Source organism: Lentzea sp., assembly GCF_035525475.1.
Taxonomy (GTDB): Bacteria; Actinomycetota; Actinomycetes; order Mycobacteriales; family Pseudonocardiaceae; genus Lentzea.
The window spans coordinates 22,801-44,749 of sequence record NZ_DATLEC010000076.1; the positions used below are offsets into that span (position 1 = coordinate 22,801).

Sequence of the window (21,949 nt, forward strand, 5' to 3'; positions counted from 1 at the left end):
TAACGCTCTCCTTCCCTTTCACGACTGCTCAGTACCGAACGACGGACATGTCCGGTCGCTTGCACATGTCGATCGAGGAGGACAAGTGGCCGGCAGGGGAAGCAGGCCTCGGTGGTTCGGCTACGTCATCTCCAGCGCTGCGATCGCCGCGGCGACCGTGCACGTTGCATGGCCGTCCGCCAAGATCGACTCCACCACCGTTCTGTTGCTGGGGCTTGCGCTGGTGCCGTGGTTGGGCAGCCTGTTGGAAAGCCTCGAACTACCCGGCGGGCTCAAGTTGAAGTACCGCGAGCTTGAGGAGCGGGTGGAGCAGGTCGCGACGGAAGGCAAGGCGGGCGTCGACGACGCCTCCAGCGTCGCTCAAGCCGCTCTGGGCGCCGCCCAGTCGAGCAGTTCGGTGCACGATGGCCAGCCGACCGGACATGCTCCAGATTTGGACGAACTGGTTCGTGAAATGCGACGTCTGCGACAGTTGCCGCGCTCGGACAGTCGAACGGACTTCATGGATCAGCTGTTCGGCTCGATGATCGTCGCTGTCGGGCGAGCACCGGCGTTCGACGTGGGCATCGCGTTGCGGGACGAGGATCCTGACCGCCGGCTGACCGGCTACGCGGGACTCCACAGGAAGCCCGATGCCGGACAGGTCGACACCGTGATCGACGTGCTCGCTCGTGAACAAAGCGCGTTCAACCAGTACTGGGCGATCAAGACCTTGCGAGTGCTGACGGCTTTCACCGGCCCCTCGGAGGTCACGCCGAAGCTCGAAGCGAGCCTGAGCAGGCTCCGCGAGGTGGTGCCGACGCGAAGCTCCCGCGCTCATGAGATCGACCTGTTGCTCAGGTCACTCGGCTTCCCTCGTGGAGCAGGCAGCTGAGTGAACGCGGTCGCATTCGAGGCGGCTCCTTCGGTTGCCACTCACTCCGGGAAGATCTCTCCCGGACGGCGCGCGGCCTGGCTCCGGCGAGGACGCCGGTCCGGCGGGGTGCTCCGGACCTCACCACCTGTCGTGGGCATCACGGCGCGAACAGAGCGACCCGAGCGTTCAACGCCGAACGATGCGACAACGCGCACGGCAGTCCCAGCCTTTCGATCATCGTGGTCTCCGGTGGAGCGATGTGATCACGATGGCAGACGGGTCTGACAATTTCGGGAAGCCCAGCTCAGAGCCGGTCTTGGACATGAGAAGAGCCCGTCCGGGACGACACCGGACGGGCTCGTGGAAGATCAATCAGATGGCGCGAACGGCCTGCGCCTGCGGTCCCTTCTGACCCTGGCCGATCTCGAACTCCACTCGCTGCTGCTCCTCGAGCGACTTGAAGCCGTTGCCCTGGATCTGCGAGTAGTGCACGAAGACGTCCGGGCCACCGCCGTCCTGCGCGATGAATCCGAAGCCCTTCTCGCCGTTGAACCACTTGACGATGCCTTGCGCCATACCGATTGCTCCCTAGATGTCGCTCCCCCGCCAGAGCGGGGCACGCGGGAAAGTCTGCCAGCGGACGGTCTCTCCCACATCGTGGTTAGCCCGGTGGTGTGACGAAGTAAGTTGGACCGGGTACCGCTGAGAGGAGCAGGGGATGACGAACTGGCTGGACGTCGCGCACGACGTGGCGGCGACGCTCAGGTCCGACGCGGCCGACAGGGACCGGGCCAACCAGCCGCCCGTCAAAGAGGTGGAACTGCTCCGGCAGAGCGGTCTGCTCAACGTCGACGACTGGGCGGCCCAGCAGCGCGTGGGCCGGATCGTCGGTGCCGCCGACGCCAACGCCGGGCACCTCCTCGGGTACCACTACCTGCAGATCTGGCGCAGCGGCCTGTTCGACGTCCCGTTCGGCAGGGCGCGCGACCAGTTCTGGGCCGGCGTGAGCAACCCCCTCGACGCCGCGCTCGAGCTCAGCCCCACCGGCAGCGGCGGCTACGTGCTCAACGGCCGCAAGACCTTCGCCACCGGCGCCGCCGTGGCCGACCGGCTCGTCGTCAGCGCCACGCGCACGGACGACGGCGAGAAGCTCACGTTCCTGCTCGACGGCAAGGCCCCGGGAATCACCTACCTGGACGACTGGGACAACATCGGTCAGCGCCTCACGGCGTCCGGTGGCGTCAGCTTCGAGAACGTCGAGGTGTCCGAGATCCTCGGCGTGCAGCCCGCCAACGAGGACCCGCGCCTCAGCCTCGCCGCGATCGGCTTCCAGCTCGTGCTCGCCCAGCTCTACGTGGCCATCGCCGAAGGCGCGCTCGCGGAAGCCGCCGACTACACCCGCACCAAGACCCGGCCGTGGTTCGTCAGCGGCGTCGAAGCGGCCACCGACGATCCGTACATCGTCGTCGCGTACGGCGAGATGGTGTCGCAGACCAGGGCCGCCGGGCTGCTCGCGGACGAGGCCGCCCGGCAGCTCCACGAGGCCACCGAGCTCGGCCGCCAGCTGACCCCCGCCCAGCGCGCCGAGGTCGCGGTCACCATCTCCGAGGCCAAGGTCGTGAGCACCAAGCTCGTCAACGAGGTCACCAGCCGCATCTTCGAGCAGGTCGGTGCGCGCGGAACGGCCGCCAAGTACGGCGTGGACCGCTTCTGGCGCAACGCCCGCACGCTCACGTTGCACGACCCGGTCGTCTACAAGGCGCGCGAGGTCGGCGAGAACTTCCTGACCGGCGCCCGCCCCGCCCACACCGGGTACAGCTGATGCAGCCGGTCCTCGCCGACTCGGTCAGGCTCACCGACGACGGAGTGCTGATCCTCGACCGCCGCCGGTTCCCGTTCGAACGCGACTGGGTGCTGTGCCGGACGGCCGAGGACGTCGCGCGGGCCATCGAGGACATGGTCACCCAGTCCTCCGGCCCGTACTTCGCGGTGCTGTACGGCATGGTGCTCAAGGCCCGCACCCTCGAACACCTCCCGTTCGAGGAGGCCCGCGCGGAACTGGCGGGAACCGCCAGGCTGCTCGAGAACACCAGGCGCACCAACAACGCCCTGCGCAAGGCCACCGAGGTCGTCCTCGACCACGTGGACGCGGCGCGGGACGTCACGCACGCCCTGAACGGCGCCGAAGAGGGCGACCGCCGCTACCGCGCCAAGAGCCGGGCGCTGGGCGAGCACACGGCGAGCCTGCTCGACGACAACGCCACGATCATGACCCACTGCTGGGCCGACCTCTACCTGACCGAGACGGTCAGGGCGGCCCAGCGCCAGAACAAGACGCTGAAGTTCTTCTGCACCGAGACCCGCCCCTACCTGCAGGGAGCCCGGCTCACCGCCGAGACGTTGATCGAGATGGGCATCGACACCACGCTCATCACCGACGGCATGGGCGCGGCAGTGCTGCAAAGCGGGGCGGTGGACGCGTTGGTCACGGCGGCCGATCGCGTCACCATGGACGGGCACGTCATCAACAAGGTCGGCACACTGGGACTGGCCGTGGCCGCGCACGCGTTCGGCGTACCGTTCCACGCCCAGGTGCAGGCACCCGACCACGCGGCGCCCACGACGGACCACGTGGAGATCGAGTACCGCGACGGCGCCGAGGTGCTGCAGGTCCTCGGCACGCCCAGTGCCACGCCGAGGGTGAAAGGGCTGTACCCGGCGTTCGACGTGACGCCACCGAGGTTCGTCACGGACGTCGTGACGGACCGAGGGGTGTTCCGCGCCGGGGAGCTGGACAAGTACTACGAGGGAGAACAGCGGTGAGCAAGTGGGTCGTGCTCGACATCGAGGGCACGCTGAGCGCGACGGACCAGGTGCTGGTCGTCCTCTACGACTACGCCCGCCCGCGGCTCGGGCCGTGGATCGAGCAGCACGGTGACGACCCGGTGGTCGCCGACGCCGTGAGGCAGATCAAGGAGCTGTCGGGCCACGACGACGTCGTCAAAGCACTGCACGACTGGATGGACGCCGACCAGAAGGTCACGCCCCTCAAGACGTTGCAGGGCCTCATCTGGCAGCAGGGCTACGCGCAGGGCGACCTGGTGGCGGAGTTCTTCCCGGACGTCGTCTCCGCGCTGCGCAAGTGGCACGACGACGGCGTGAGGCTCGCGATCTTCTCCAGCGGTTCGGTCGCGGGTCAGATCGCGTTCTTCCGGCACACCACCGACGGAGACCTGACCCCGTTGCTGGAGCACCACTTCGACACGGTCAACGCGGGCCCGAAGCGCGAGGCCGCGTCGTACCACAAGATCGCCTCGGTGCTGCAGGGCGACGACATCACGTTCTACAGCGACGTTCCCGCCGAGCTGCACGCGGCGCAGGAGGCGGGCTGGAAGACGGTCGGCGTCGCGCGCCCCGGTGAGCCGTACGCCAACGCCGACTTCACGCCCCACCCGACGGTCTGGGAGCTCTCGTGACGGCGGAGCTCGCCCGCGAGTGCGTCCGCTACGCGCAGATGGGCTGGATGCGCGGCACGAGCGGTAATCTCTCCGTTGTCCTGCAACGGGATCCGCTCCGCCTCGCGGTCACGGTCAGCGGAGTCGACAAGGGCGAGATCACCGCTGAGGACAGCGTCGTCATCGACGCCGACGGCAACGCCGTGGACAGCGACAAGGTCCCGTCCGCCGAAGCCGGTCTGCACGCCAGGATCGCGCGCGTCGCCGGAGCAGGCGCCGTCGTGCACGTCCACGCGCTGGCACCGGTCGTGGCGGCCGAGCACTGGCCGAACGGCGTGGTGTTGCAGGACCTCGAAATGCTCAAGGGGTTCGGCCGCTACGACCACGAAGAGGTCGTCGTCCCGGTCGTGCGCAACTCGCAGGACATGGTCGAGCTGGGCGACGCCTTCGAGAAGGGCTTCGATCCCCGGACGCCCGCGCTGATCGTGGCGCGGCACGGCGTGTACGTGTGGGGCGACGACCTGGTGCAGGCGAGGCACCGCCTGGAATGCCTGGAGTGGCTGCTGCGCTTCAAGGTGGAGACGCGAGACATCTTTACGGGGAGGCACGCATGACGCTGCTGACGGTGTGGCCGGACTCCGGCCCCGACGAGGTCCTCGTCCGCACGACGGACCCGGACGAGATCGCCACCGAGCTCAAGGAGCACGGCGTGCGCTTCCACCGGTGGTCCGTCGTGGACGGTGTGACCGCCGAGAACGCCTTGCAGGTCTACGAGAAGGACGTCGCCCGCGTCAGCGAGACGGAGGGCTACACCTACGTCGACGCGATGGAGATGGCCCCGGCCGACACCGACGAGTACCGCGCGAAGGCCGTCGAGTTCCGCACCAAGTTCCTCGCCGAGCACACGCACGACGACGACGAGGACCGCTACTTCGCCCGTGGCGCGGGCGTTTTCTACCTGCACATCGGCGACAAGGTCTACGCGGTGTTCTGCACGGCGGGCGACCTGCTGAGCGTCCCGGCGAACACCACGCACTGGTTCGACATGGGCACCGAACCCGACTACGTGTCGATCCGGTTCTTCCACGACGACGACGGCTGGATCGGCAACTTCACCGGCAGCGACATCGCCACGAAGTTCCCGACCTTCGACGAGCTGCGTGCCGGAATCTGACCGATGATTTTCCCGTGCCGCGCCGGTCTTCACGCCGAACACCGACTACACGGGAGGCTGACGCGATGCGGACACTGTCCTACGCCATGAACACGAGCTTGGACGGCTACGTCGCCGCGCCGGGCGACGACCTCGGCTGGAGCGTGCCGAGCGACGAGCTGTTCCAGTGGTGGTCCGACCGGGTCGGGGCGACGAGCCTCGCGCTGTACGGCCGCAGGGTGTGGGAGGGCATGAGCTCCCACTGGCCGACCGCCGACCAGCGGCCCGGTGTCACACCGGCGCACGCCGAGTACGCCCGCCGCTGGCGTGAGATGCCGAAGGTGGTGTTCTCGTCGACGACCAGGACGGTCGACTGGAACACCCGCCTGGTCACCGGAGACGCGGTCACCGAGATCGCCCGGCTCAAAGCCGGGGACGGCGGCCCCATGGACGTCGTCGGCGCCACGCTCGCCGCGGCGGCCATGCGGGCCGGGTTGATCGACGAGTACGTGCTGGTCACCGCCCCCGTCCTGGTGGGCGGCGGCAAGCCGTTCTTCACGGCCCTGGACAACTGGGTGAACCTGGACCTGGTGGAGACCAGGACGTTTTCCGGTGGAATCGTCCTGACCAGGTACCAGACGAGGCGTTGAGCCGTTGTCGAAGGGGTTCAAGAATGTGAAAAGTTCGCCCTTCTGAACATCGTCCCGGTATTTCCGGAAAGTGTTGATCCCTCCGCCTCCGTGCCCCCAAAGTGGTACAGACCACTAATCGAAGGTCGGAGGGATTCACCGTGGAAACCCCTGCTCTCCACACACGACGCTCCGTGCTCGCCCTCGCGCTGACCGCACCCCTGATCGTGGCCCCGGCGGCTCATGCCCTCGCTCAGCCGCCGTCCGCGCAGTGGACGTCAGCGCCGTACACCTACACCGTCCAGAAGCCGTACAACCTCGCCCTCAGCAGCCGCTACAAGTTCGAGGGCGGCGTGCACACGATGTGGGTCTACGACTACGACCAGCCCCACACCGAAGGCAGCCCGACGGATCCGCGCACCGAAATGCGCTTCAACCACGAGTACTCGAGCGGCCAGCGCGCCTGGGAGGGCGAGATCTACATCCCGTCCGGCGTGAGCGGTCCGACGGTCGTGCAGATCCTGCGCGGCAGCCGCCCGGACGGCACCCGAGCCACCGACGTCATGCTCAACGTCGCCAACGTCAACGGCGGCTCGTTGCGCAAGGACAGCAACCAGGTCATCGCGACCGGCATTTACAACAAATGGTTCAAGATCCGCGTCGAACACACCGCCGTAGCGGGCGGCACGGGCACCGTCAAGGTCTACTACAACGGCGCCCTGAAACTCACCCACCCCGACGAGGGCCCGGCGACGCGCTATTTCAAGAACGGCGTCTACCACCACGGCAGCGGCCGCGCGGAGGCCCGTTTTCGCAACATCACCTACTGGCGCCAGTGACCCTAAGGTGAGGGCATGAGCTCACAGGTGGCGGTGGCATCGCTCGGCGGCACGATCACGATGACGGGCTCCGGTGCGGTGTCACCGACCCTGGGCGCGCGAGACCTCGTCCAGGGCCTGGAGGTGGGAGAGATCGCCACCCTGGCCACGATCCCCGGCGCCTCGCTGACGTTCACCACCCTGCTGGAGACCTTCGACTGGGCCGACAAGCAGGTCTCGCAGGGCGCGGCCGGCGTCGTGGTCATCCAAGGCACCGACACCCTGGAAGAAACCGCCTACTTCTTCGACTGCCTGTGGCCGCACGAGGAACCCCTCGTCGTCACCGGCGCGATGCGGCACCCAGGACTCCCCGGCGCGGACGGCCCGGCCAACCTCGCCGCCGCCGTCGCGGTGGCCGGCGCCCCGAACTCACGCGGCCGAGGCGCGCTGCTGGTGCTCAACGACTCGATCCACGCCGCCCGCTGGGTCCGCAAGGCGCACAGCAGCCTCCCGAACGCCTTCGAGTCGTTCCCCGGCCCGCTCGGACTCGTCATCGAGGGCGCGCCCCACTACTTCCACCCCGCGCACCAGCTTCCCGCGCTGCCGCGACCCCTCGGCACGCCAACGGTCCCGCTCATCGAGACCACTGTGGACGATGACGGCTCCCTGCTCGACTGGCTCAACACCGGGGGAGTGGTGGTCGCGGCCTCCGGTGTCGGGCACGTGTCGACGGGCATGGCCGAGGCGATCTCGCGCGCCCGGTTCCCGGTGGTGGTCGCGTCGCGGACCGGGGCCGGGACGACGTTCCGCAGCACCTACGGCTTCCCCGGCTCCGAGTCGGACCTGATCGCACGCGGCGCGGTGATGGCCGGGTGGTTGTGCCCGCGCAAGGCGCGGGTGCTGCTGCGGCTCGCCCTCGGCGCCGCGCAGCCCATCGAGGACGTTTTCGCAGCTCGGGGCGGTGTCTTTTAGCGCCGTTTTCACCCGAACGAGCCGGTGCGTGGGGCGTCCCCAAGCCCTAGCTTCGCAGGAATGACCACGATCGCATCCACCGCGTACAGCCGGGATCTAGGTGACGAACTGCGCCGGTTGAGGGAATCGTCGACGTCGTTCACCGGTCGGGCGATGGCGGCTCACCTCGGCTGGGACCCGAGCAAGGTGTCGAACATCGAACACGGCAAGGTGCGCGCGACCGAGGTCGACCTCGTGCAGTACGTGGCGACGTGCGGCAAGAACCTCGAGTACCTGGAGGAGTTCCGCAGTCGCTACCACCACGCCTTCGACGCCTACTGTGTGCAGCTGCCGGACAACCTGCGCACCCTGGCGATGACCGAGGCGACGGCGCACACGATCACCTCGTACGAGGTCGTCGTCCTGCCGGGCCTCCTCCAGACGCGAAGCTATGCCCGAGCCCTGCTCGCCGCGGGTGGGATCGAGGCGCCGGAGGACGTCGATGCGTTCGTCGAGGCCCGCATCGAGCGGCAGTCGATCCTGCAGCGGGTGTACCGCCCGGAGTGCCTGTTCTACGTGCACGAGCTCGCCTTGCAGATGCTGGTGGGAGATGCCCGAGTCATGCAAGACCAGTACCTGCGACTGCTCTTCAGGACCCACACCCTCCGCATCGTGCCCGCGTACGTCAGAAGTGCTGTTCCGCAGTCGAAGTTCACGTTGTACGAGTTCGACAAGGCCCGGCCGGTGGTGTTCACGGAGACCGACATGGCGCAGGTGTTCGCTCAGGACGACGCGGCGGTGAAGCGGGCCAGGAGGATGTTCGAGCGCTTGGATGCCGTGGCCTTGGATGCGGAACAATCTCGGAGCAAGCTGGCGGAGTACGTCAGCGGACTGCGAGAGGACTTCCATGGCCCCCGAACGGATCTGGCGTAAGAGCAGCTACAGCACGGCCAATGGATCGGGCGACTGCGTCGAGGTGTCGCTGGCCCAGGACGCCCTCGTCCGGGACACGAAGAACGCGAGCCCTGAGGTGCTCGCGTTCTCCGCCACTGCCTGGCGCGCCCTGATCAACTGGCTCTGACCAACTCGTTCTGACGACCGTGGCCGGTGAGGTCGGAATCCCGCCAGCACTGAGGGCCGGTGCTTCCCGACACTGGTCGGCGTGAACGCTGATCAAGCCGAGCAGGCGCTGACCGCGAACCAGCTTCGTGGACCCGTCGTGTTCTTCATGGCACTCGCGGCAGCGCTGGGAACGGCCACCCTGTACTCGTTGCAGCCCGCGATGGCGGACGTGGCCGAGTCGTTGAGCTCGCAGATCACCGCTGTCGGGGTGGCACTCGCGGCCGGACCTGCCGGGTACATGGCGGGCCTGGGTCTTCTGGTGCCGCTGGTCGACCGGTTCCCTCCGGCACGTGTGCTGGCCGTGCAGTTCGCAGCCCTGGCGGTGGTGCTCGCGGGGAGTGCCGTTGCCGGCAGTGTGGTGGTGCTGAGCGCCATGACGGGTCTGGTCGGAGCGTGCTCGGCGGTGGGCGCCGGTCTCAGTTCGGTGGCGGGCCGGCTCGCTCCCGCGGCCCGGCGCGCGACGGTCCTGGGCATCGTGACGGCCGGGATCTCGGCGGGCATCCTGGCCGGGCGGATCGCCGGTGGCTGGCTGGCCGACGAGATCGGCTGGCGCGCGATGCTCCTGGTGTTCGCGGCGGGCTGCGCGCTCGTGGCGGCGGGGTGCCTGGTGCTGGTGCCGACGACGCGGAGCGGGACCGGTCTCCGGTACGGCGAGACCCTTCGTTCCCTTCCCGGCCTGTTCGTCCGGCACGCCGTGCTCCGGGGCGCGGCCACTCGCGGCGCGTTGTGGTTCTTCGCGTTCTGCGCCATGTGGTCCGGGCTCGCGGTGGTCCTCTCCCAGCCGCCGTACTCGTACTCCGCCGAGCGGATCGGGCTGTACGCGCTGGCCGGTGTCTCCGGCATCTTCGCCACCCAGGTCGCCGGTGCCTGGACCGACCGCGTCGGCGCCCGGCGGGTCGTCCTGCTGGGCCTGGTCATGGCGGGCACTGCCGCGGTCGTCATCGGCTGGTCGCTCACGAGCACTGTCGCCACCCTCGGGTGTCTGGTGCTCTTCGATGCCGGGCTGTTCGCCGCCCAGGTCGCGAACCAGAGCACCGTCCTCGCCATCGACCCGGCGGCACCGGCGCGGTTCAACAGCGCGTACATGCTCGTCTACTTCGTCGGCGGAAGCCTGGGTACGGGTTTCGGCGCGGCGGCGGCCGGCTCGCTCGGGTGGCCGGCCACGGCCGCGATCACCGCGGCGGCCGTCGGGGCCGCCGCGCTCGGCACCCTCAAATGGCTCTGACCACCGACGTGTTCGCCGTCTCCACCGTCACCCGCACCGTCTGGGGCGCCAGCGACTGCAGGTACTGCGCGTGGTCCGAGCCGAGCGTGTCGCTGAACGCGATGAAGCCGAGCCGCGACAGCTCGAAGGCCGTGGTCGCGCAGAACTCCTCCAGCCGGTCGAACCCGCGCCGGATGCCGGTGGCGTCGAGCCCGAACTGGGCGTGCCGGTCGAGCTTCGCGGAGCCGATGTCGAGCAGGCGCAGCGCGTGCATGGCGTGGGTGAACGCCATCGCGCACACCTCGATGCGCGCGCACGACTCCAGGAGCGTGCGCACCATCGACGGGTGCAGCGACTTGCCGGACGTGCGCAGGACGATGTCGATGCCGGCGTCGCGGAACAGGTCGACGATCTCGAACAGGCCGGGCACGCCCAGCGGCTCCCCACCGCCGAGCGTGACGGCGTCCGGTCGCATCGAGATGAGCGCTCGGGCGATGTGCAGCATGCGGTCGTGGCTGAGCCGCGCGTGCGCAACGTCCCAGGTGATGTCCATCGGGCCCCCTTCGGCGGATACCGCCGATCCAAGTGGGGGACCTGTCCCGCGCACAGGTGACCGCTGTCCCGAATCAGCGGGGACTTCCCAGGCCTGCCTCGCGCGCCCGCACTATGGCCTGCGCGCGGTCGGCCACCTGGAGCTTCGAGAAGATCGCGGACACCCTGTTTCGCACGGTCTTGCCCGACAGGCTCAACCTCGAAGCGATCGAGGCGTTGTCGATGCCGGTCGCCATCAGCTCCAGCACGTCCCGCTCGCGGTCGGTGAGCTGCGGGAACACCACGGCCTTCGACGACGAGATCGCGGTGAAGTAGCCCATCATGCGTTGCGCGATGGTGGCGCTGAAGATCGCCTCGCCGGCTCCTATCGCCTGCACGGCGCGCACGATCTCGTCGTCGTCGGTCGTCTTGACCAGGTAGCCGCGGGCGCCGGCCTTCATCGCCGCGAACACCAGCTCGTCGTCCTCGTGCATGGTCAGCACGAGGACTCCCACCGACGGCAGCACTTCCAGGATCCGCTTGGCCGCCTCGACGCCGCCCAGGCCCGGCATGTGCAGGTCCATCACGACGACGTCCGGCTCCAGGTCTGAAGCGACAGCCACGGCGGACAGCCCGTCCGCCGCCTCGCCGACGACCACCAGGCCGTCCTCGCCGTCCAGCAACGCCTTCAGGCCGCGCCGGAACACCGGGTGGTCGTCCGCGATCACAACCCGCGTCATTGGGCCTCCAACGGGATTCGCGCCACCACTCGTGTGCCGCGCGGTTCCGCGGGTCCCACTGTGCACGATCCACCGAGCTCCGCGCAGCGTTCTCGCATGGAGTCGAGCCCGACGCCCGGCTTCGAGTCCGCCGCCACGCCGCAGCCGTCGTCGACGATCTCCACGACCAGGTCGCCGTCGGTACGGACGGTGATCACGCATGTCGACGCGCCCGAGTGCCGTGCGGTGTTGGTCAACGCCTCCGCGACGATCCGGTAGGCCGCGACCTCGACGGCGGCGGACAGGCCGTCGAGCTGCTCGGCCTCCACCTCGACCCGCAGCTCGCCGTTGAACCGCGCCGCCTCGTCGCGCACGGCCAGTGCCAGGCCCTGGTCGAGGATCGGCGGTCGTAGACCGTCCACGAGCCGACGTACCTCGACGGCCGTGGTGTCGACGTCGCCCAGTACGGGGTCCAGCACGTCACCCAACTGCCGGCGCAACGCCCTGAGCTGCAACCGGATGCCGACCAACGCCGGTCCGACGCCGTCGTGCAGGTCGCGCCGCAACCGCAGCCGTTCTTCTTCGCGCGCACGCACGAGCCGTTCACGCGCGAGCTGCAGATCGGCGGTCAGCTTGATCGACTGCGCGGCCGGGGCGGTGGACCGGGCGAGGTCCACGAGCAGGCTCAGCTCGCGGTCGCTCAACCGCTCGTCGGGCGCTCGCGGCTCGACGACGAGGTCGCCGACCGAGGAACCCCGGTACGTCATGGGAAAGCGCAGCTGCGGCCATCCGCGGCTGCGCCCGTGCTCGGCGAGCACCGCCCCGCCGCGAATCGCCACGTACGGCAGCTTCAACGACTCGGCGACGGTCTGGGCCACCGTCGGCAGCACGTCCTGCGACCGCTCGAGCTTCTCGCTCAAAGTCGACAAAGCGGCATGGGGATCGGCGCGCTCACCGAACAGCCACCGGTCGAGCTTGCGCTGCACCCAGCTGCGGATCGGCGCGAACACCAGGCCCGCCGCGACAACGCCGACGACCTCGGCGTCGTTGGTCAGCAACTCGCCCGCGCCGACCATCACACCGAGGTAGACGAGCAGCAGCACGACGGTCAACGAGCCGTAGAGCAACGACCGGTGGATCAGCAGGCTGATGTCGTACAACCCGTACCGCACGATGGCGATCACCGCGGCAGCGGGGAACGCGAGCACGCCGATGATCCACGCGACGTGCCCGTCCGTCGTCTCCACCACGGTCGCCACGACGGCCAGTGCCAGCAACGCGAACGCCCACACGAGCAACCGGCGTTCGTCCCCTTCGGCTCGTCGCCAGCGGAGGAACAACGACACGACGGCCGCGATCACCGAGACCCCGGCCGCGAGCACGGCGACCAGGGTCAGGGTCTTGGCCAGTCCGCCACCGCTCGACTGCCAGTAGTCGGCGGGGTCGTCCCACGACGCCCACGCGATCCCCACGGCCCCGAGCACGGCGCTGGACAACGACGCGCCGATGGCGATCCACCAGCGGTTGCTCAACGGCCTGCCGTTCGGGAAGACCAGTGCCACGGCGGGCAACAGCGCGTAGGTGGGCCACCAGACCCACGCCTCGACCCAGCGGGCCGGGTGATCGGCCGCCTGGCCGGCGACCGCGATGGCGATGCCGCCGAACACGCCCATGACCAGCAGCAACCACCCAACGGCCGACCTGCGGACGTGGCCGATCACCCGCACCCCGAGCAGGGTGCAGGCGAAGGCGACCAGCCAGTTCCGCGGATGCGAGACGGCGCCGGTGGCCGCTGTGTGCACGACGGCGAAGAGCACACAGGCGGCCACCACCGCGCCGATGACCCGGGCGAGGAGTACCTCGCCCCGGATCAGTCGCTGAGCCAGTGCCACAGGTTGTGGAACGGCGAACCGTCGTCGAGGGTGGAGATGCCACCCGGCCAGCCCTGGAAGGTCATGATCCGGTGACGCAGGTCCTTGACGGACACCGGTTGCGCCGGCTTGTGGACGTGGTCGAAATCGACGTCCCCAGGCTGCGGGTTCATCGCCCGCGCCTGAAGCTCCGCGTACCACGCGAGGAGCTCTTCGTCGGACATGTGCGAAAAGTACGGCGGTACCACTTTCTGCCCGGACTTCGACATGTCTGGAAGGAGTCGCGGGCACTCGCCTGGATACACGAATGCCCGTGACTCCTACCGGGTCAGCTCACGGCAGGACCTGGATCTTGCGGCCCTTACCGGCCTTGAACTGGTCCAACGCCGCCGCGTAGTCGTCCAGCGGCAGCCTGTCGCTGATGAAGATCTCCGGGTCGAGCACTCCGGTCGCGAAGAGGTCCGCCGCCCGTTCGAACGAGTGCAGCACCGCCATCGAGCCGGTGATGGTGATCTCCTGGTTGTAGATCTTGTACGGCTCGATGGTGACCCGCGCCGAGTAGTCCGAGACGCCGAACTGGAGGAACGTGCCGCCCTTCGCGACCCGGCCGAGCCCGTCCTGGATGGCCTTCTCGTTGCCGGTGGCGTCGATGACGACGTCCCAGCCCTGTGGCCGGTCCAGCTCGTCCGGCGACGCCGCCACGGCCGTGACGCCGAGCCGGCGGGCCGTCTCCAGCCGGTCGGGGTTGAGGTCCACGACCTCGATCGACGACGCGCCGGTCAGCTTGCCCAGCTGCAGCATCATCAGACCCATCGTGCCCGAGCCGTAGATCAGCACTCGCGACGCCATCTGCGACCGCAGCACGTCGTACCCGCGGACCGCGCACGACAGCGGCTCGATGAGCGCCGCGTCCTCGGTCCGCACGTGGTCGGGCAGCTTCACGCAGTTGGCCACGGGCGCCACCGCGTACTCCGCCGCGCCACCGGACGTCGTGACGCCGATGGCCGCCCAGCGCTCGCAGAGGTTGTTCTTGCCGGAGCGGCACATCCGGCACTCGTGGCAGTAGAGCGACGGGTCGACGGCCACGCGGTCGCCGACCTCGACCTCGTTGACCTGCGAACCGATCTCGACGATCGTGCCGGCGAACTCGTGGCCGGGCACGACCGGCAGCGTGGGCGCGAACTCGCCCTGCAGGATGTGCAGGTCGGTGCCGCACAGGCCGCAGGCCGCCACGTCGACGACCACCTGGCGCGGACCGCACTTGGGATCGTCCACAGTGGTCACTTCGACGGAACCGACGCCGGTGATCACTGCTGCTTTCACTTGACTGCTCCCAACGAGAGGCCCTGGACCAGCTTGTCCTGGGCGGCGAACCCGGCGATCAGCACCGGTAGGGAGACCACGACCGCCGCAGCGCAGACCTTGGCCAGGAAGAGGCCCTGCGACGTGACGAACCCGGTCAGGTACACGGGGGCGGTGCCGGCGACGACACCGGTGAGCACCCGTGCGAAGAGCAGCTCGTTCCAGCTGAAGATGAAGCAGATCAACGCCGTCGCCGCGATGCCCGGCATCGCGATGGGCGCCACCACCCGGCGCAGGATCGTGACCAGCCCCGCTCCGTCGATCGAGGCCGCCTCGAGGATCTCCTTGGGGACCTCGGACAGGAACGACCGCATGAGCCACACCGCGATCGGCAGGTTCATCGAGCAGTACAGCAGCGTGAGGAACGAGATGTTGTCGAGCATCCCGGAGAACTGCGCGATCAGGTAGATCGGCAGCAGCGCCGCGACCACCGGCATCATCTTGGTGGACAGGAAGAAGAACAGGACGTCCGTCCACTTCTCCACCGGCTTGATCGACAACGCGTACGCTGCCGGGATCGCCAGCAGCAGCACGATGATCGTCGACCCGATCGAGGCGCTGAACGAGTTGATCAACGGAGGCCACGCGCCCGCGTCGAAGAACTCCGCGTAGCCGTCGAGCGTCAGCGGCGCCAGGAGGGACGGCGGGTTGGTCGCCGCGTCCGACTCGCTGTGCAGCGACGTCAGGAACATCCAGGCCACCGGCGCGAAGAACACGATGCCGGCGAACCAGGCGAGCACACCCCAGATCCGGCTCATCGCTTCTCCTCCTTGAACAACGAGGACACCGTGCGCAGCGCGAACGTGGCGATGACCATCGAGCCCGCCACCACGATCACACCGGCCGCGGACGCCTCGCCGTACTCGTGCGCCTGGTAGAAGGTCTGGTAGATCATGTACGGCAGGTTCGCCGTGCCCAGGCCACCGGACGTGATCGTGAAGACCGCGTCGAAGTTCTGCACGACGTAGATCGAGCCGAGCAGGCCGCCGAGCTCCAGGTACTGCCGCAGGTGCGGGAACGTCAGGTACCGGAAGATCTGGAACGACGACGCGCCGTCGATCGTGGCCGCCTCGACCGGTTCGATCGGCTTGCTCTGCAACCCCGCCAGCAGGATCAGCATCATGAACGGCGTCCACTGCCACACCAGCGACAGCACGACGGCGCTCATCGGCATGGAGCTGATCCAGTCCGGCTGGGCGTCGAAGCCCAGCCAGTTCAGGATCCCGTTGAACAGGCCGTACTCCGGGTTGTAGAGCACGTGCTTCCAGATCAGCGCCGCCGCGACCGGGACGACGAGGAACGGCGCGATCAGCAGCGTGCGCACGAACCCGCGGCCCGCGAACTTCTTGTCCAGCAGCAACGCGAGCCCCAGCCCGAGGATCAGGCTGATGATCACGACCGACGCCGTGAGCACGATCGTGTTGACGACCGAGGAGCGCAGGTCGGGGTCGGTGAACACGCTGACGTAGTTGTCGAACCCGGCGAACCCGCGGTTGGCGGGGTCCAGCGAGTTCCACCTCATGAACGAGATGACCAGCGTCGCCACGAACGGCAGCTGCGTCACGATGATCAGGAAGATCAGCGCGGGCAGCAACGGGCCCCGCCTCGCCCACTTCGAGTAGTTCTTCTTCGGGACGGGCGGCGGCCGGTCCACGACCGGCCGCTCCGCCGTGATCACCGCCATGTCACTGCCCCTTGTACTTCGCGGCGACCTTCTCGGCGAGTCCCTGACCGTTGTTCAGCGCGTCGTCCACCGTCACCGCGCCCGCGATCGCCGAGCTGATCTGCTGCGAGACCTGGGTGCCCAGGTCGGTGAACTCGGGGATGCCGACGAACTGGATGCCGGGCGCCGGGCGCTCCTGCACACCGGGGTTCAGCGGCTTCGCGCCCTTGATCGCGGCCTCGGCCGTCGCGGAGAACGTGCCGGAGGACTGCTTGTACTCGGCGCGCTGGTAGGTCGACGAGCGCTTGCCGTCCGGGACCTTCGACCAGCCGAGGGTCTTGCCGGCCAGCTCCTCGTAGCCCTTGCCGGACGCCCACGAGATGAACTTCCAGGCGTTGTCCTGCTTCTTCGAGGCCTTCTGGATGCCGAACGCCCACGTGTAGAGCCAGCCGGAGCTGTCGGTCTTCACGACCGGCGCCTGGGTGAAGCCGAGCTTGCCCTTGACCGGGGAGTCGTTGGCCTCCAGCAGACCGGCGGCGACCGTGGCGTCGTACCACATCGCGACCTTGCCCTGCGTCATGTTGTTCAGGCACTCGGCGAACCCGGCCTGCGGGGCGCCCGCCTCGCCGTAGTTGCGGACGAGGTCGACGTAGAACTTGGTGGCCTCCTTGAACTCCGGCGCGTTGACCTGCGCCTGCCAGTCCTTGGTGAACCACGTGCCGCCGAAGGTGTTCACGACCGTCGTGAGCGGCGCCATGACCTGGCCCCAGCCCGGCTGGCCGCGCAGGCAGATGCCGCGGACCTCGGGCGTCGCGACCTTCTGGGCGGCCTCGGCGACCTGCTGCCAGGTCGGCTTGTCGGGCAGCGAGACGCCCTTGGCCTCGAAGATGTCCTTGCGGTACATGAGGAACGACGACTCGCCGTAGAACGGCTGCGCGTACACCTTGCCGTCGGCGGCGGTCAGCGACTGCTTGATGGGCTCCAGGATGTCGGCCTGGTCGAACCCGCTGTCCTTGGCGACGAAGTCGTCCATCGGCGCGAGCCAGCCGTTCTTGGCGTACATCGGCGTCTCGTAGTTCGAGATCGTCGCCACGTCGTACTGCCCGGCCTGGCTGGAGAAGTCCTGGCTGATCTTGTCGCGGACGTCGTTCTCCGGCAGCACGGTGAAGTTCACCTTGATGCCCGTGTCCTTCGTGAAGTTGTCCGCGGTGAGCTTCTGCAGGTCCTGCATCTGCGGGTTGTTCACCATCAGGACGTTCACCGAGTTCTCACCACCACCCCCGCCGCCGGCGCCCGAACAAGCGGATGCGAGCAGCAACACGGCGGTGGCGGCCCCGAATGCGCGGAGAGGTGTGCGAATCGACGGCATCGTCGGTTCCTTTCAAGGGTTTTCGGGCGCGGTGAAGAAGGGGGATCACGCCCGAATGGTGAGGGATCTCAGGCTCGGATGACCTTGGGGCCCAGAAGGGTGTAGCGGTGGGCCTCGTGGGCGGAGAGGCCGCTGTCGGTGACTACCGCCTCCAGATCGGAGACCTCGGCGAACCGGTGGAAGCTGGAGACGCCGAACTTGGTGTGCGTACCGACGAAGATCTTTCGCCGGGACGCGCTGAGCGCCCGGGACTTCACCGCGCCGACCGCCGGGTCGGGTGTGGTCAGCCCGTGCTCGCGGGAGATGCCGTTGGCTCCGATGTAGGCGAGGTCGATGACCATCTCGCCGAGCATCCTCGTCGTCCAGTGGTCCACAGTGGCCAGTGTGTGCCCGCGAACCCGGCCGCCCAGCAGCAGGACGGTGCACGACGGGTGCTCGGACATCGCCGCCGCGGTCGGCAGCGACGCGGTGATGATCGTGAGCGGGTTGGTCGTGGGCAGCGCCTCCGCGACGAGCTGCGGCGTGTAGCCCTCGTCGATGAACACGGTCTCGGCGTCGTCGAGCCGTTCGGCCGCGGCCTTCGCGATGCGGCGCTTCTCCGGCACGTGCGACCCCGCCCGGAACCTCAGGCCCGTCTCGAACCCGGCGCTCTCGACCGGGATCGCACCGCCGTGCGTGCGGCGCACCAGGCCGTGCTCGTCGAGGACGCGCAGGTCCCGCCTGACCGTTTCGGGCGCGACGCGCAGTTCGTGCGACATCTCCACCACGTCGACGCGGCCATCGGCGCGGGCCCTGGCCAGGATGCGGCGTTTGCGCTCTTCGGCTCGCATGTCACCTGCCCACTCGGCTCTCGGGTTGCCCGTTCGGGCCGTGCATAGATGAAACACCCTGGAAACATTGTGGTCGGCACCACAACAGAGTGAAATCTTGCCCGATTTTTGCCCGGTTCGCGCCCCGTGACGGCGCGTTCACGCAGTTCGGTCAGAGCGGGCATGCCCGAGTTCCGGTGCTGTTCTGCCCGTATTGCCCCCATGTGGGCAGAAACGACTGAGCGGTTGTGGCCACCGTGCGACCACAACCGCTCAGTACCCCGGGCGCGTGCTAGCTCAACCAGGCGGCAGCGTCGCTGGGCAGCCTGCCGTCCTCCAGCGGGACGCTTGACAACGTTGGCACGCCCGGCAGGTCGACCGGCCCGCCGGACAGGTTCACCACGCAGGTGAGGTCGCCGCGCTTGAACGCCAGCACGTCCTCACCGAGGTCGAGCCACTCCAGGTCGCCCTCGATCCCGCGCCGCTGCGCGAACACCTGGCGGTAGAGCGTGAGCATCGAGGTGGGGTCGTCCGTCTGGGCCTCGACCGAGAACTGCTGCCAGCTCTCCGGCTGGGGCAGCCAGCTCGGACCGTCCTCGGCGGACCAGGGCAGCGGCACGCGGCAGCCGTCACGTCCCCGGTCGGTGAAGCCGGAGCGGTGCCACACCGGGTCCTCGCGCAGCTCGTCCGGCAGGTCCTCGACCTCCCAGAGCCCCAGCTCCTCGCCCTGGTACACGTACACGCCACCGGGCAGCGCCGCCGTCAGCATGATCGCCGCGCGGGCCCTGCGCGTGCCGAGCTCGAAGTCGGTCGGGGCGCCGTGCTGCCTGTCGGCGAACGAGAACCCCGTCTTCTCGCGGCCGTAGCGCGTCACGTGCCTCGTGACGTCGTGGTTGGACAGCACCCAGGTCGGTGGCGCGCCGACGGGTTCGTGCGCCGCCAGCGTGCTGTCGACGACACCGCGCAGCTCCTGGGCGTTCCAGGGGCAGCAGAGGAAGTCGAAGTTGAACGCGCTGTGCATCTCGTCCTGGCGCAGGTACCGGGCGAACCGGACCGGGTCCGGCAGCCACATCTCACCGACGAGGATGCGGTCGCCGTCGTAGGAGTCGACGATCTGCCGCCACCTGCGGTAGATGTCGTGCACGCCGTCCTGGTCGGAGTAGGGCAGGTCCACGTCGGGCTTGCCGAAGTCCTTGACCAGCCCGTCCGCCACGTCGATGCGGAACCCGTCGACGCCGCGGTCGAGCCAGAACCGCAGGATGTCCTCGAACTCCTCGTGGACGACCGGGTTCTCCCAGTTGAAGTCCGGCTGCTCGGCGGCGTAGAGGTGCAGGTACCAGCGGCCGTCCGGGAGCTTGCTCCACGCGGGGCCGCCGAACCGCGACTGCCAGTCGTTCGGGATCTCCTCGGTGTCGCGGATGTGGAAGCGGTCCCACAGACCGTCCTTGAACCACGGGTGCTGGTCGCTGCAGTGGTTCGGGACGAGGTCGATGATGATCCGGATGCCCAGGCCGTGCGCGTCCGCGATGAGCTTCTCGGCGTCGGCGAGCGCCCCGAACACGGGCTCGATGTCGCGGTAGTCGGCCACGTCGTAGCCGCCGTCGGCGAGCGGGCTCGGGTACCACGGGTTCAGCCAGATCGCGTCGAAGCCGAGGTTCGCGATGTGCTGGAGCTTGGCGCGGAGGCCGGCCAGGTCGCCGATGCCGTCACCGTTGCCGTCAGCGAAGCTGCGCAGGTAGACCTGGTAAATGGATGCGTTGCGCCACCAACTCATCTGAAGTCCTTTCAGCCTTTTACGCCGCCCGCGGTGAGCCCCGCGAGGATGTGCCGCTGGAACGCCAGGAACAGCGCCACCATCGGCAGGCTCGCCAGCACGAGGCCCGCGAGCAGGAGGTTGATCGGGGTGTCCGGGGCGAAGCGTTGCAGCGCGACGCTGAGCGTCTGCTTCGCCGGGTCGGGGAACACGAGCAGCGGCCAGATGAAGTCCTTCCAGGCCGCCACGACCGCGAAGATCGAGACGACGGCGAGGATGGGCCGCGAGATGGGCAGGACGATCCGCGTGAGCGTCGTCCAGGTGTTCGCGCCGTCGATCCTGGCCGCCTCCAGCAGCTCTTCGGGGATCTGGTCGAAGAACCGCTTGAGCAGGTAGACGTTCAGCGCGTTCGCCGCGGCGGGAAGCCAGATGCCCGCCGGGTTGTTGAGCAGGCCGAGGTCGGTCAGCGTCAGGTAGACCGGCACCAGCACGGCCGTTGACGGCAGCATCAGCGTGGCCAGCATCAGGCCCATGACGACGTTGCCGCCCCAGGGCCGCAGCTTGGACAGCGCGTACGCCGCGGGCACGATCACGGCCATCTGCACGGCCCACGCGCCGATGGCGACGACGAACGTGTTGAGGAAGAACCGGCCGAGGTCCATGTAGTTCCAGGCGTCGACGTACGCGCCCGGTTCCCACGTCCGCGGCAGGATCGTCGGCGGTTGCTGGGCCAGTTCCGCCGGCGGCTTGAACGCGCCGAGCAGCACCCAGACCAGCGGGAGCAGGAACGCCGCCGTGAACAGGACCAGCGTGACCGTGAGGACGACCCAGTAGGCCGGGCCGCTGCCCTTCGTGAGAGTCCTCATGCGTCGGCCTTCCGGGTGAGCTTGAGGTACAGGAAGGAGAAGACGCCCAGCACCGCGAAGAGGATGAGGCTCAGCGCGCTCGCGGTGCCGAAGTCGTTGTAGTAGAAGGCGTACCGGTAGAGCAGGAGCAGCACGGTGACCGTGGACTCCTCCGGTCCGCCGCCGGTCATGATGAACGGCTCGGTGAAGACCTGCATGGTCGCGACGACCTGCAGCAGCAGGAGCATCAGGATCACGAACTTGGTCTGCGGGATCGTGACGTGCCAGACCTTCCTGAGGATCCCGGCGCCGTCCAGGTCCGCGGCCTCGTACAGCTCACCGGGGATGGTCTGCAGCGCGGCCAGGTAGATGAGCGTGGCCGCGCCCATGTTCGCCCAGGTGATGACGAGGACCAGGCTGATCATGCTGGTGCTGCTGGAGTCGAGCCACTGCGACGTCGGCAGCCCGAGTCCTCGCAGGACCGAGTTGAACAGGCCGGGTCCCGGGTCGTAGAACCACTTCCACAGCAGGGCAGTGACGACCGGCGGCAGCATCACCGGCAGGTAGACCAGCAGCCGGAAGTAGCCCTTGGCGTGCCGGATCTCGTTGAGCACCACGGCTGTCAGGAACGGGACGCCGAACCCGATGAGCATCGCCAGTACCGTGAAGTAGAACGTGTTGCGCCACGCCACCCCGAACAGCGGGTCCGCGAAGAGCCGCTCGAAGTTCTCCCAGCCCACCCAGTCGGGGCTCGTGACGAAGTTGACCTGCTGGAAGCTCAGGACCACCCCGCGCACGATGGGGTACCAGGAGAACACCGCGAAGACGACCAGTGCGGC

General features: G+C 68.5%; 25 protein-coding genes. 12 read left to right on the forward strand and 13 right to left on the reverse strand.

Translation table 11 applies throughout. The features are described from left to right. Positions 1-85 precede the first annotated feature (85 nt). Positions 86-874: a hypothetical protein gene (locus tag VM306_RS13705; protein ID WP_325514903.1), complete on the forward strand. Its 789-nt coding sequence runs from the start codon at positions 86-88 to the stop codon at positions 872-874. Positions 875-1,228: 354 nt separating this feature from the next. Here the strand turns inward: VM306_RS13705 and VM306_RS13710 are convergent, their stop codons facing one another. Beyond that, complete coding sequence (locus VM306_RS13710; protein ID WP_325514905.1) at positions 1,229-1,432, reverse strand: cold-shock protein; 204 nt, start codon at positions 1,430-1,432, stop codon at positions 1,229-1,231. A gap of 142 nt (positions 1,433-1,574) precedes the next feature. On the opposite strand from VM306_RS13710, the gene VM306_RS13715 reads away from it, so the two are divergent. The 11 genes from VM306_RS13715 (at position 1,575) to VM306_RS13765 (ending at position 10,209) form a co-directional block, all read left to right on the forward strand. Continuing rightward, the gene (locus tag VM306_RS13715; RefSeq protein WP_325514907.1) at positions 1,575-2,678 is read left to right on the forward strand and encodes an acyl-CoA dehydrogenase family protein; all 1,104 of its coding nucleotides are present in this window, start codon (positions 1,575-1,577) and stop codon (positions 2,676-2,678) included. Further along, positions 2,678-3,679, forward strand: coding sequence for a s-methyl-5-thioribose-1-phosphate isomerase (locus tag VM306_RS13720; RefSeq protein WP_325514909.1), 1,002 nt, complete (start codon positions 2,678-2,680; stop codon positions 3,677-3,679). Before VM306_RS13715 ends, VM306_RS13720 begins: the two co-directional genes overlap by 1 nt. After that, on the forward strand, positions 3,676-4,332 hold the full coding sequence (mtnC, locus tag VM306_RS13725) for an acireductone synthase (protein WP_325514911.1): 657 nt from the start codon (positions 3,676-3,678) through the stop codon (positions 4,330-4,332). The genes VM306_RS13720 and mtnC overlap by 4 nt, the downstream gene beginning before the upstream one ends. After that, positions 4,329-4,925: a methylthioribulose 1-phosphate dehydratase gene (mtnB, locus tag VM306_RS13730; protein WP_325514913.1), complete on the forward strand. Its 597-nt coding sequence runs from the start codon at positions 4,329-4,331 to the stop codon at positions 4,923-4,925. The genes mtnC and mtnB overlap by 4 nt, the downstream gene beginning before the upstream one ends. Next, on the forward strand, positions 4,922-5,485 hold the full coding sequence (locus tag VM306_RS13735) for a cupin (RefSeq protein WP_325514916.1): 564 nt from the start codon (positions 4,922-4,924) through the stop codon (positions 5,483-5,485). The genes mtnB and VM306_RS13735 overlap by 4 nt, the downstream gene beginning before the upstream one ends. A 65-nt stretch (positions 5,486-5,550) precedes the next feature. Continuing rightward, positions 5,551-6,114, forward strand: a complete 564-nt coding sequence (locus VM306_RS13740; protein ID WP_325514918.1) for a dihydrofolate reductase family protein — start codon at positions 5,551-5,553, stop codon at positions 6,112-6,114. A 140-nt stretch (positions 6,115-6,254) separates the two neighbouring features. Then, positions 6,255-6,932 (forward strand): polysaccharide lyase family 7 protein, encoded by a 678-nt coding sequence (locus VM306_RS13745; protein ID WP_325514920.1) that lies wholly within the window; start codon positions 6,255-6,257, stop codon positions 6,930-6,932. A 15-nt stretch (positions 6,933-6,947) separates the two neighbouring features. Beyond that, entirely contained in the window at positions 6,948-7,883 is a 936-nt protein-coding gene (locus VM306_RS13750; RefSeq protein ID WP_325514922.1) for an asparaginase, read from the forward strand. Positions 7,884-7,943: 60 nt separating this feature from the next. Continuing rightward, positions 7,944-8,795 carry a helix-turn-helix transcriptional regulator gene (locus VM306_RS13755; protein ID WP_325514924.1) on the forward strand — a complete coding sequence of 284 codons (852 nt, stop codon included), beginning with the start codon at positions 7,944-7,946 and terminating at the stop codon, positions 8,793-8,795. After that, the gene (locus VM306_RS13760) at positions 8,770-8,943 is read left to right on the forward strand and encodes a DUF397 domain-containing protein (RefSeq protein ID WP_325514926.1); all 174 of its coding nucleotides are present in this window, start codon (positions 8,770-8,772) and stop codon (positions 8,941-8,943) included. Before VM306_RS13755 ends, VM306_RS13760 begins: the two co-directional genes overlap by 26 nt. A gap of 81 nt (positions 8,944-9,024) precedes the next feature. Next, entirely contained in the window at positions 9,025-10,209 is a 1,185-nt protein-coding gene (locus tag VM306_RS13765) for an MFS transporter (RefSeq protein ID WP_325514928.1), read from the forward strand. Here VM306_RS13765 and VM306_RS13770 read toward each other — a convergent pair. The 12 genes from VM306_RS13770 to VM306_RS13825 form a co-directional block, all read right to left on the reverse strand. After that, positions 10,196-10,741, reverse strand: coding sequence for a radical SAM protein (locus VM306_RS13770; RefSeq protein ID WP_325514931.1), 546 nt, complete (start codon positions 10,739-10,741; stop codon positions 10,196-10,198). The two genes, VM306_RS13765 and VM306_RS13770, sit on opposite strands and share 14 nt — an antisense overlap. Before the next feature lie 73 nt (positions 10,742-10,814). Beyond that, positions 10,815-11,459 carry a response regulator transcription factor gene (locus VM306_RS13775; RefSeq protein ID WP_325514933.1) on the reverse strand — a complete coding sequence of 215 codons (645 nt, stop codon included), beginning with the start codon at positions 11,457-11,459 and terminating at the stop codon, positions 10,815-10,817. Then, complete coding sequence (locus VM306_RS13780) at positions 11,456-13,330, reverse strand: ATP-binding protein (protein WP_325514935.1); 1,875 nt, start codon at positions 13,328-13,330, stop codon at positions 11,456-11,458. Before VM306_RS13780 ends, VM306_RS13775 begins: the two co-directional genes overlap by 4 nt. After that, a complete protein-coding gene (locus VM306_RS13785) occupies positions 13,309-13,533 on the reverse strand; it encodes a hypothetical protein (RefSeq protein ID WP_325514937.1) in 225 nt (74 codons plus the stop codon). The genes VM306_RS13780 and VM306_RS13785 overlap by 22 nt, the downstream gene beginning before the upstream one ends. A gap of 109 nt (positions 13,534-13,642) precedes the next feature. Continuing rightward, entirely contained in the window at positions 13,643-14,632 is a 990-nt protein-coding gene (locus VM306_RS13790; RefSeq protein WP_325514940.1) for a zinc-dependent alcohol dehydrogenase family protein, read from the reverse strand. Continuing rightward, positions 14,629-15,429 carry a carbohydrate ABC transporter permease gene (locus tag VM306_RS13795; protein ID WP_325514942.1) on the reverse strand — a complete coding sequence of 267 codons (801 nt, stop codon included), beginning with the start codon at positions 15,427-15,429 and terminating at the stop codon, positions 14,629-14,631. Before VM306_RS13795 ends, VM306_RS13790 begins: the two co-directional genes overlap by 4 nt. Continuing rightward, positions 15,426-16,355, reverse strand: a complete 930-nt coding sequence (locus VM306_RS13800; protein WP_325514945.1) for a sugar ABC transporter permease — start codon at positions 16,353-16,355, stop codon at positions 15,426-15,428. Before VM306_RS13800 ends, VM306_RS13795 begins: the two co-directional genes overlap by 4 nt. A gap of 1 nt (position 16,356) precedes the next feature. Next, a complete protein-coding gene (locus VM306_RS13805; protein ID WP_325514947.1) occupies positions 16,357-17,595 on the reverse strand; it encodes a sugar ABC transporter substrate-binding protein in 1,239 nt (412 codons plus the stop codon). A gap of 176 nt (positions 17,596-17,771) precedes the next feature. Next, positions 17,772-18,533: a DeoR/GlpR family DNA-binding transcription regulator gene (locus tag VM306_RS13810; protein ID WP_325514949.1), complete on the reverse strand. Its 762-nt coding sequence runs from the start codon at positions 18,531-18,533 to the stop codon at positions 17,772-17,774. A 271-nt stretch (positions 18,534-18,804) separates the two neighbouring features. After that, positions 18,805-20,286, reverse strand: coding sequence for a glycoside hydrolase family 13 protein (locus VM306_RS13815; RefSeq protein WP_325514951.1), 1,482 nt, complete (start codon positions 20,284-20,286; stop codon positions 18,805-18,807). 11 nt (positions 20,287-20,297) lie between these two features. Next, positions 20,298-21,131 carry a carbohydrate ABC transporter permease gene (locus VM306_RS13820; protein ID WP_325514953.1) on the reverse strand — a complete coding sequence of 278 codons (834 nt, stop codon included), beginning with the start codon at positions 21,129-21,131 and terminating at the stop codon, positions 20,298-20,300. Then, the coding region (locus VM306_RS13825) for a sugar ABC transporter permease (protein ID WP_325514955.1) at positions 21,128-21,949 on the reverse strand (822 nt) is incomplete at its 5' end. The genes VM306_RS13825 and VM306_RS13820, both read right to left, overlap by 4 nt.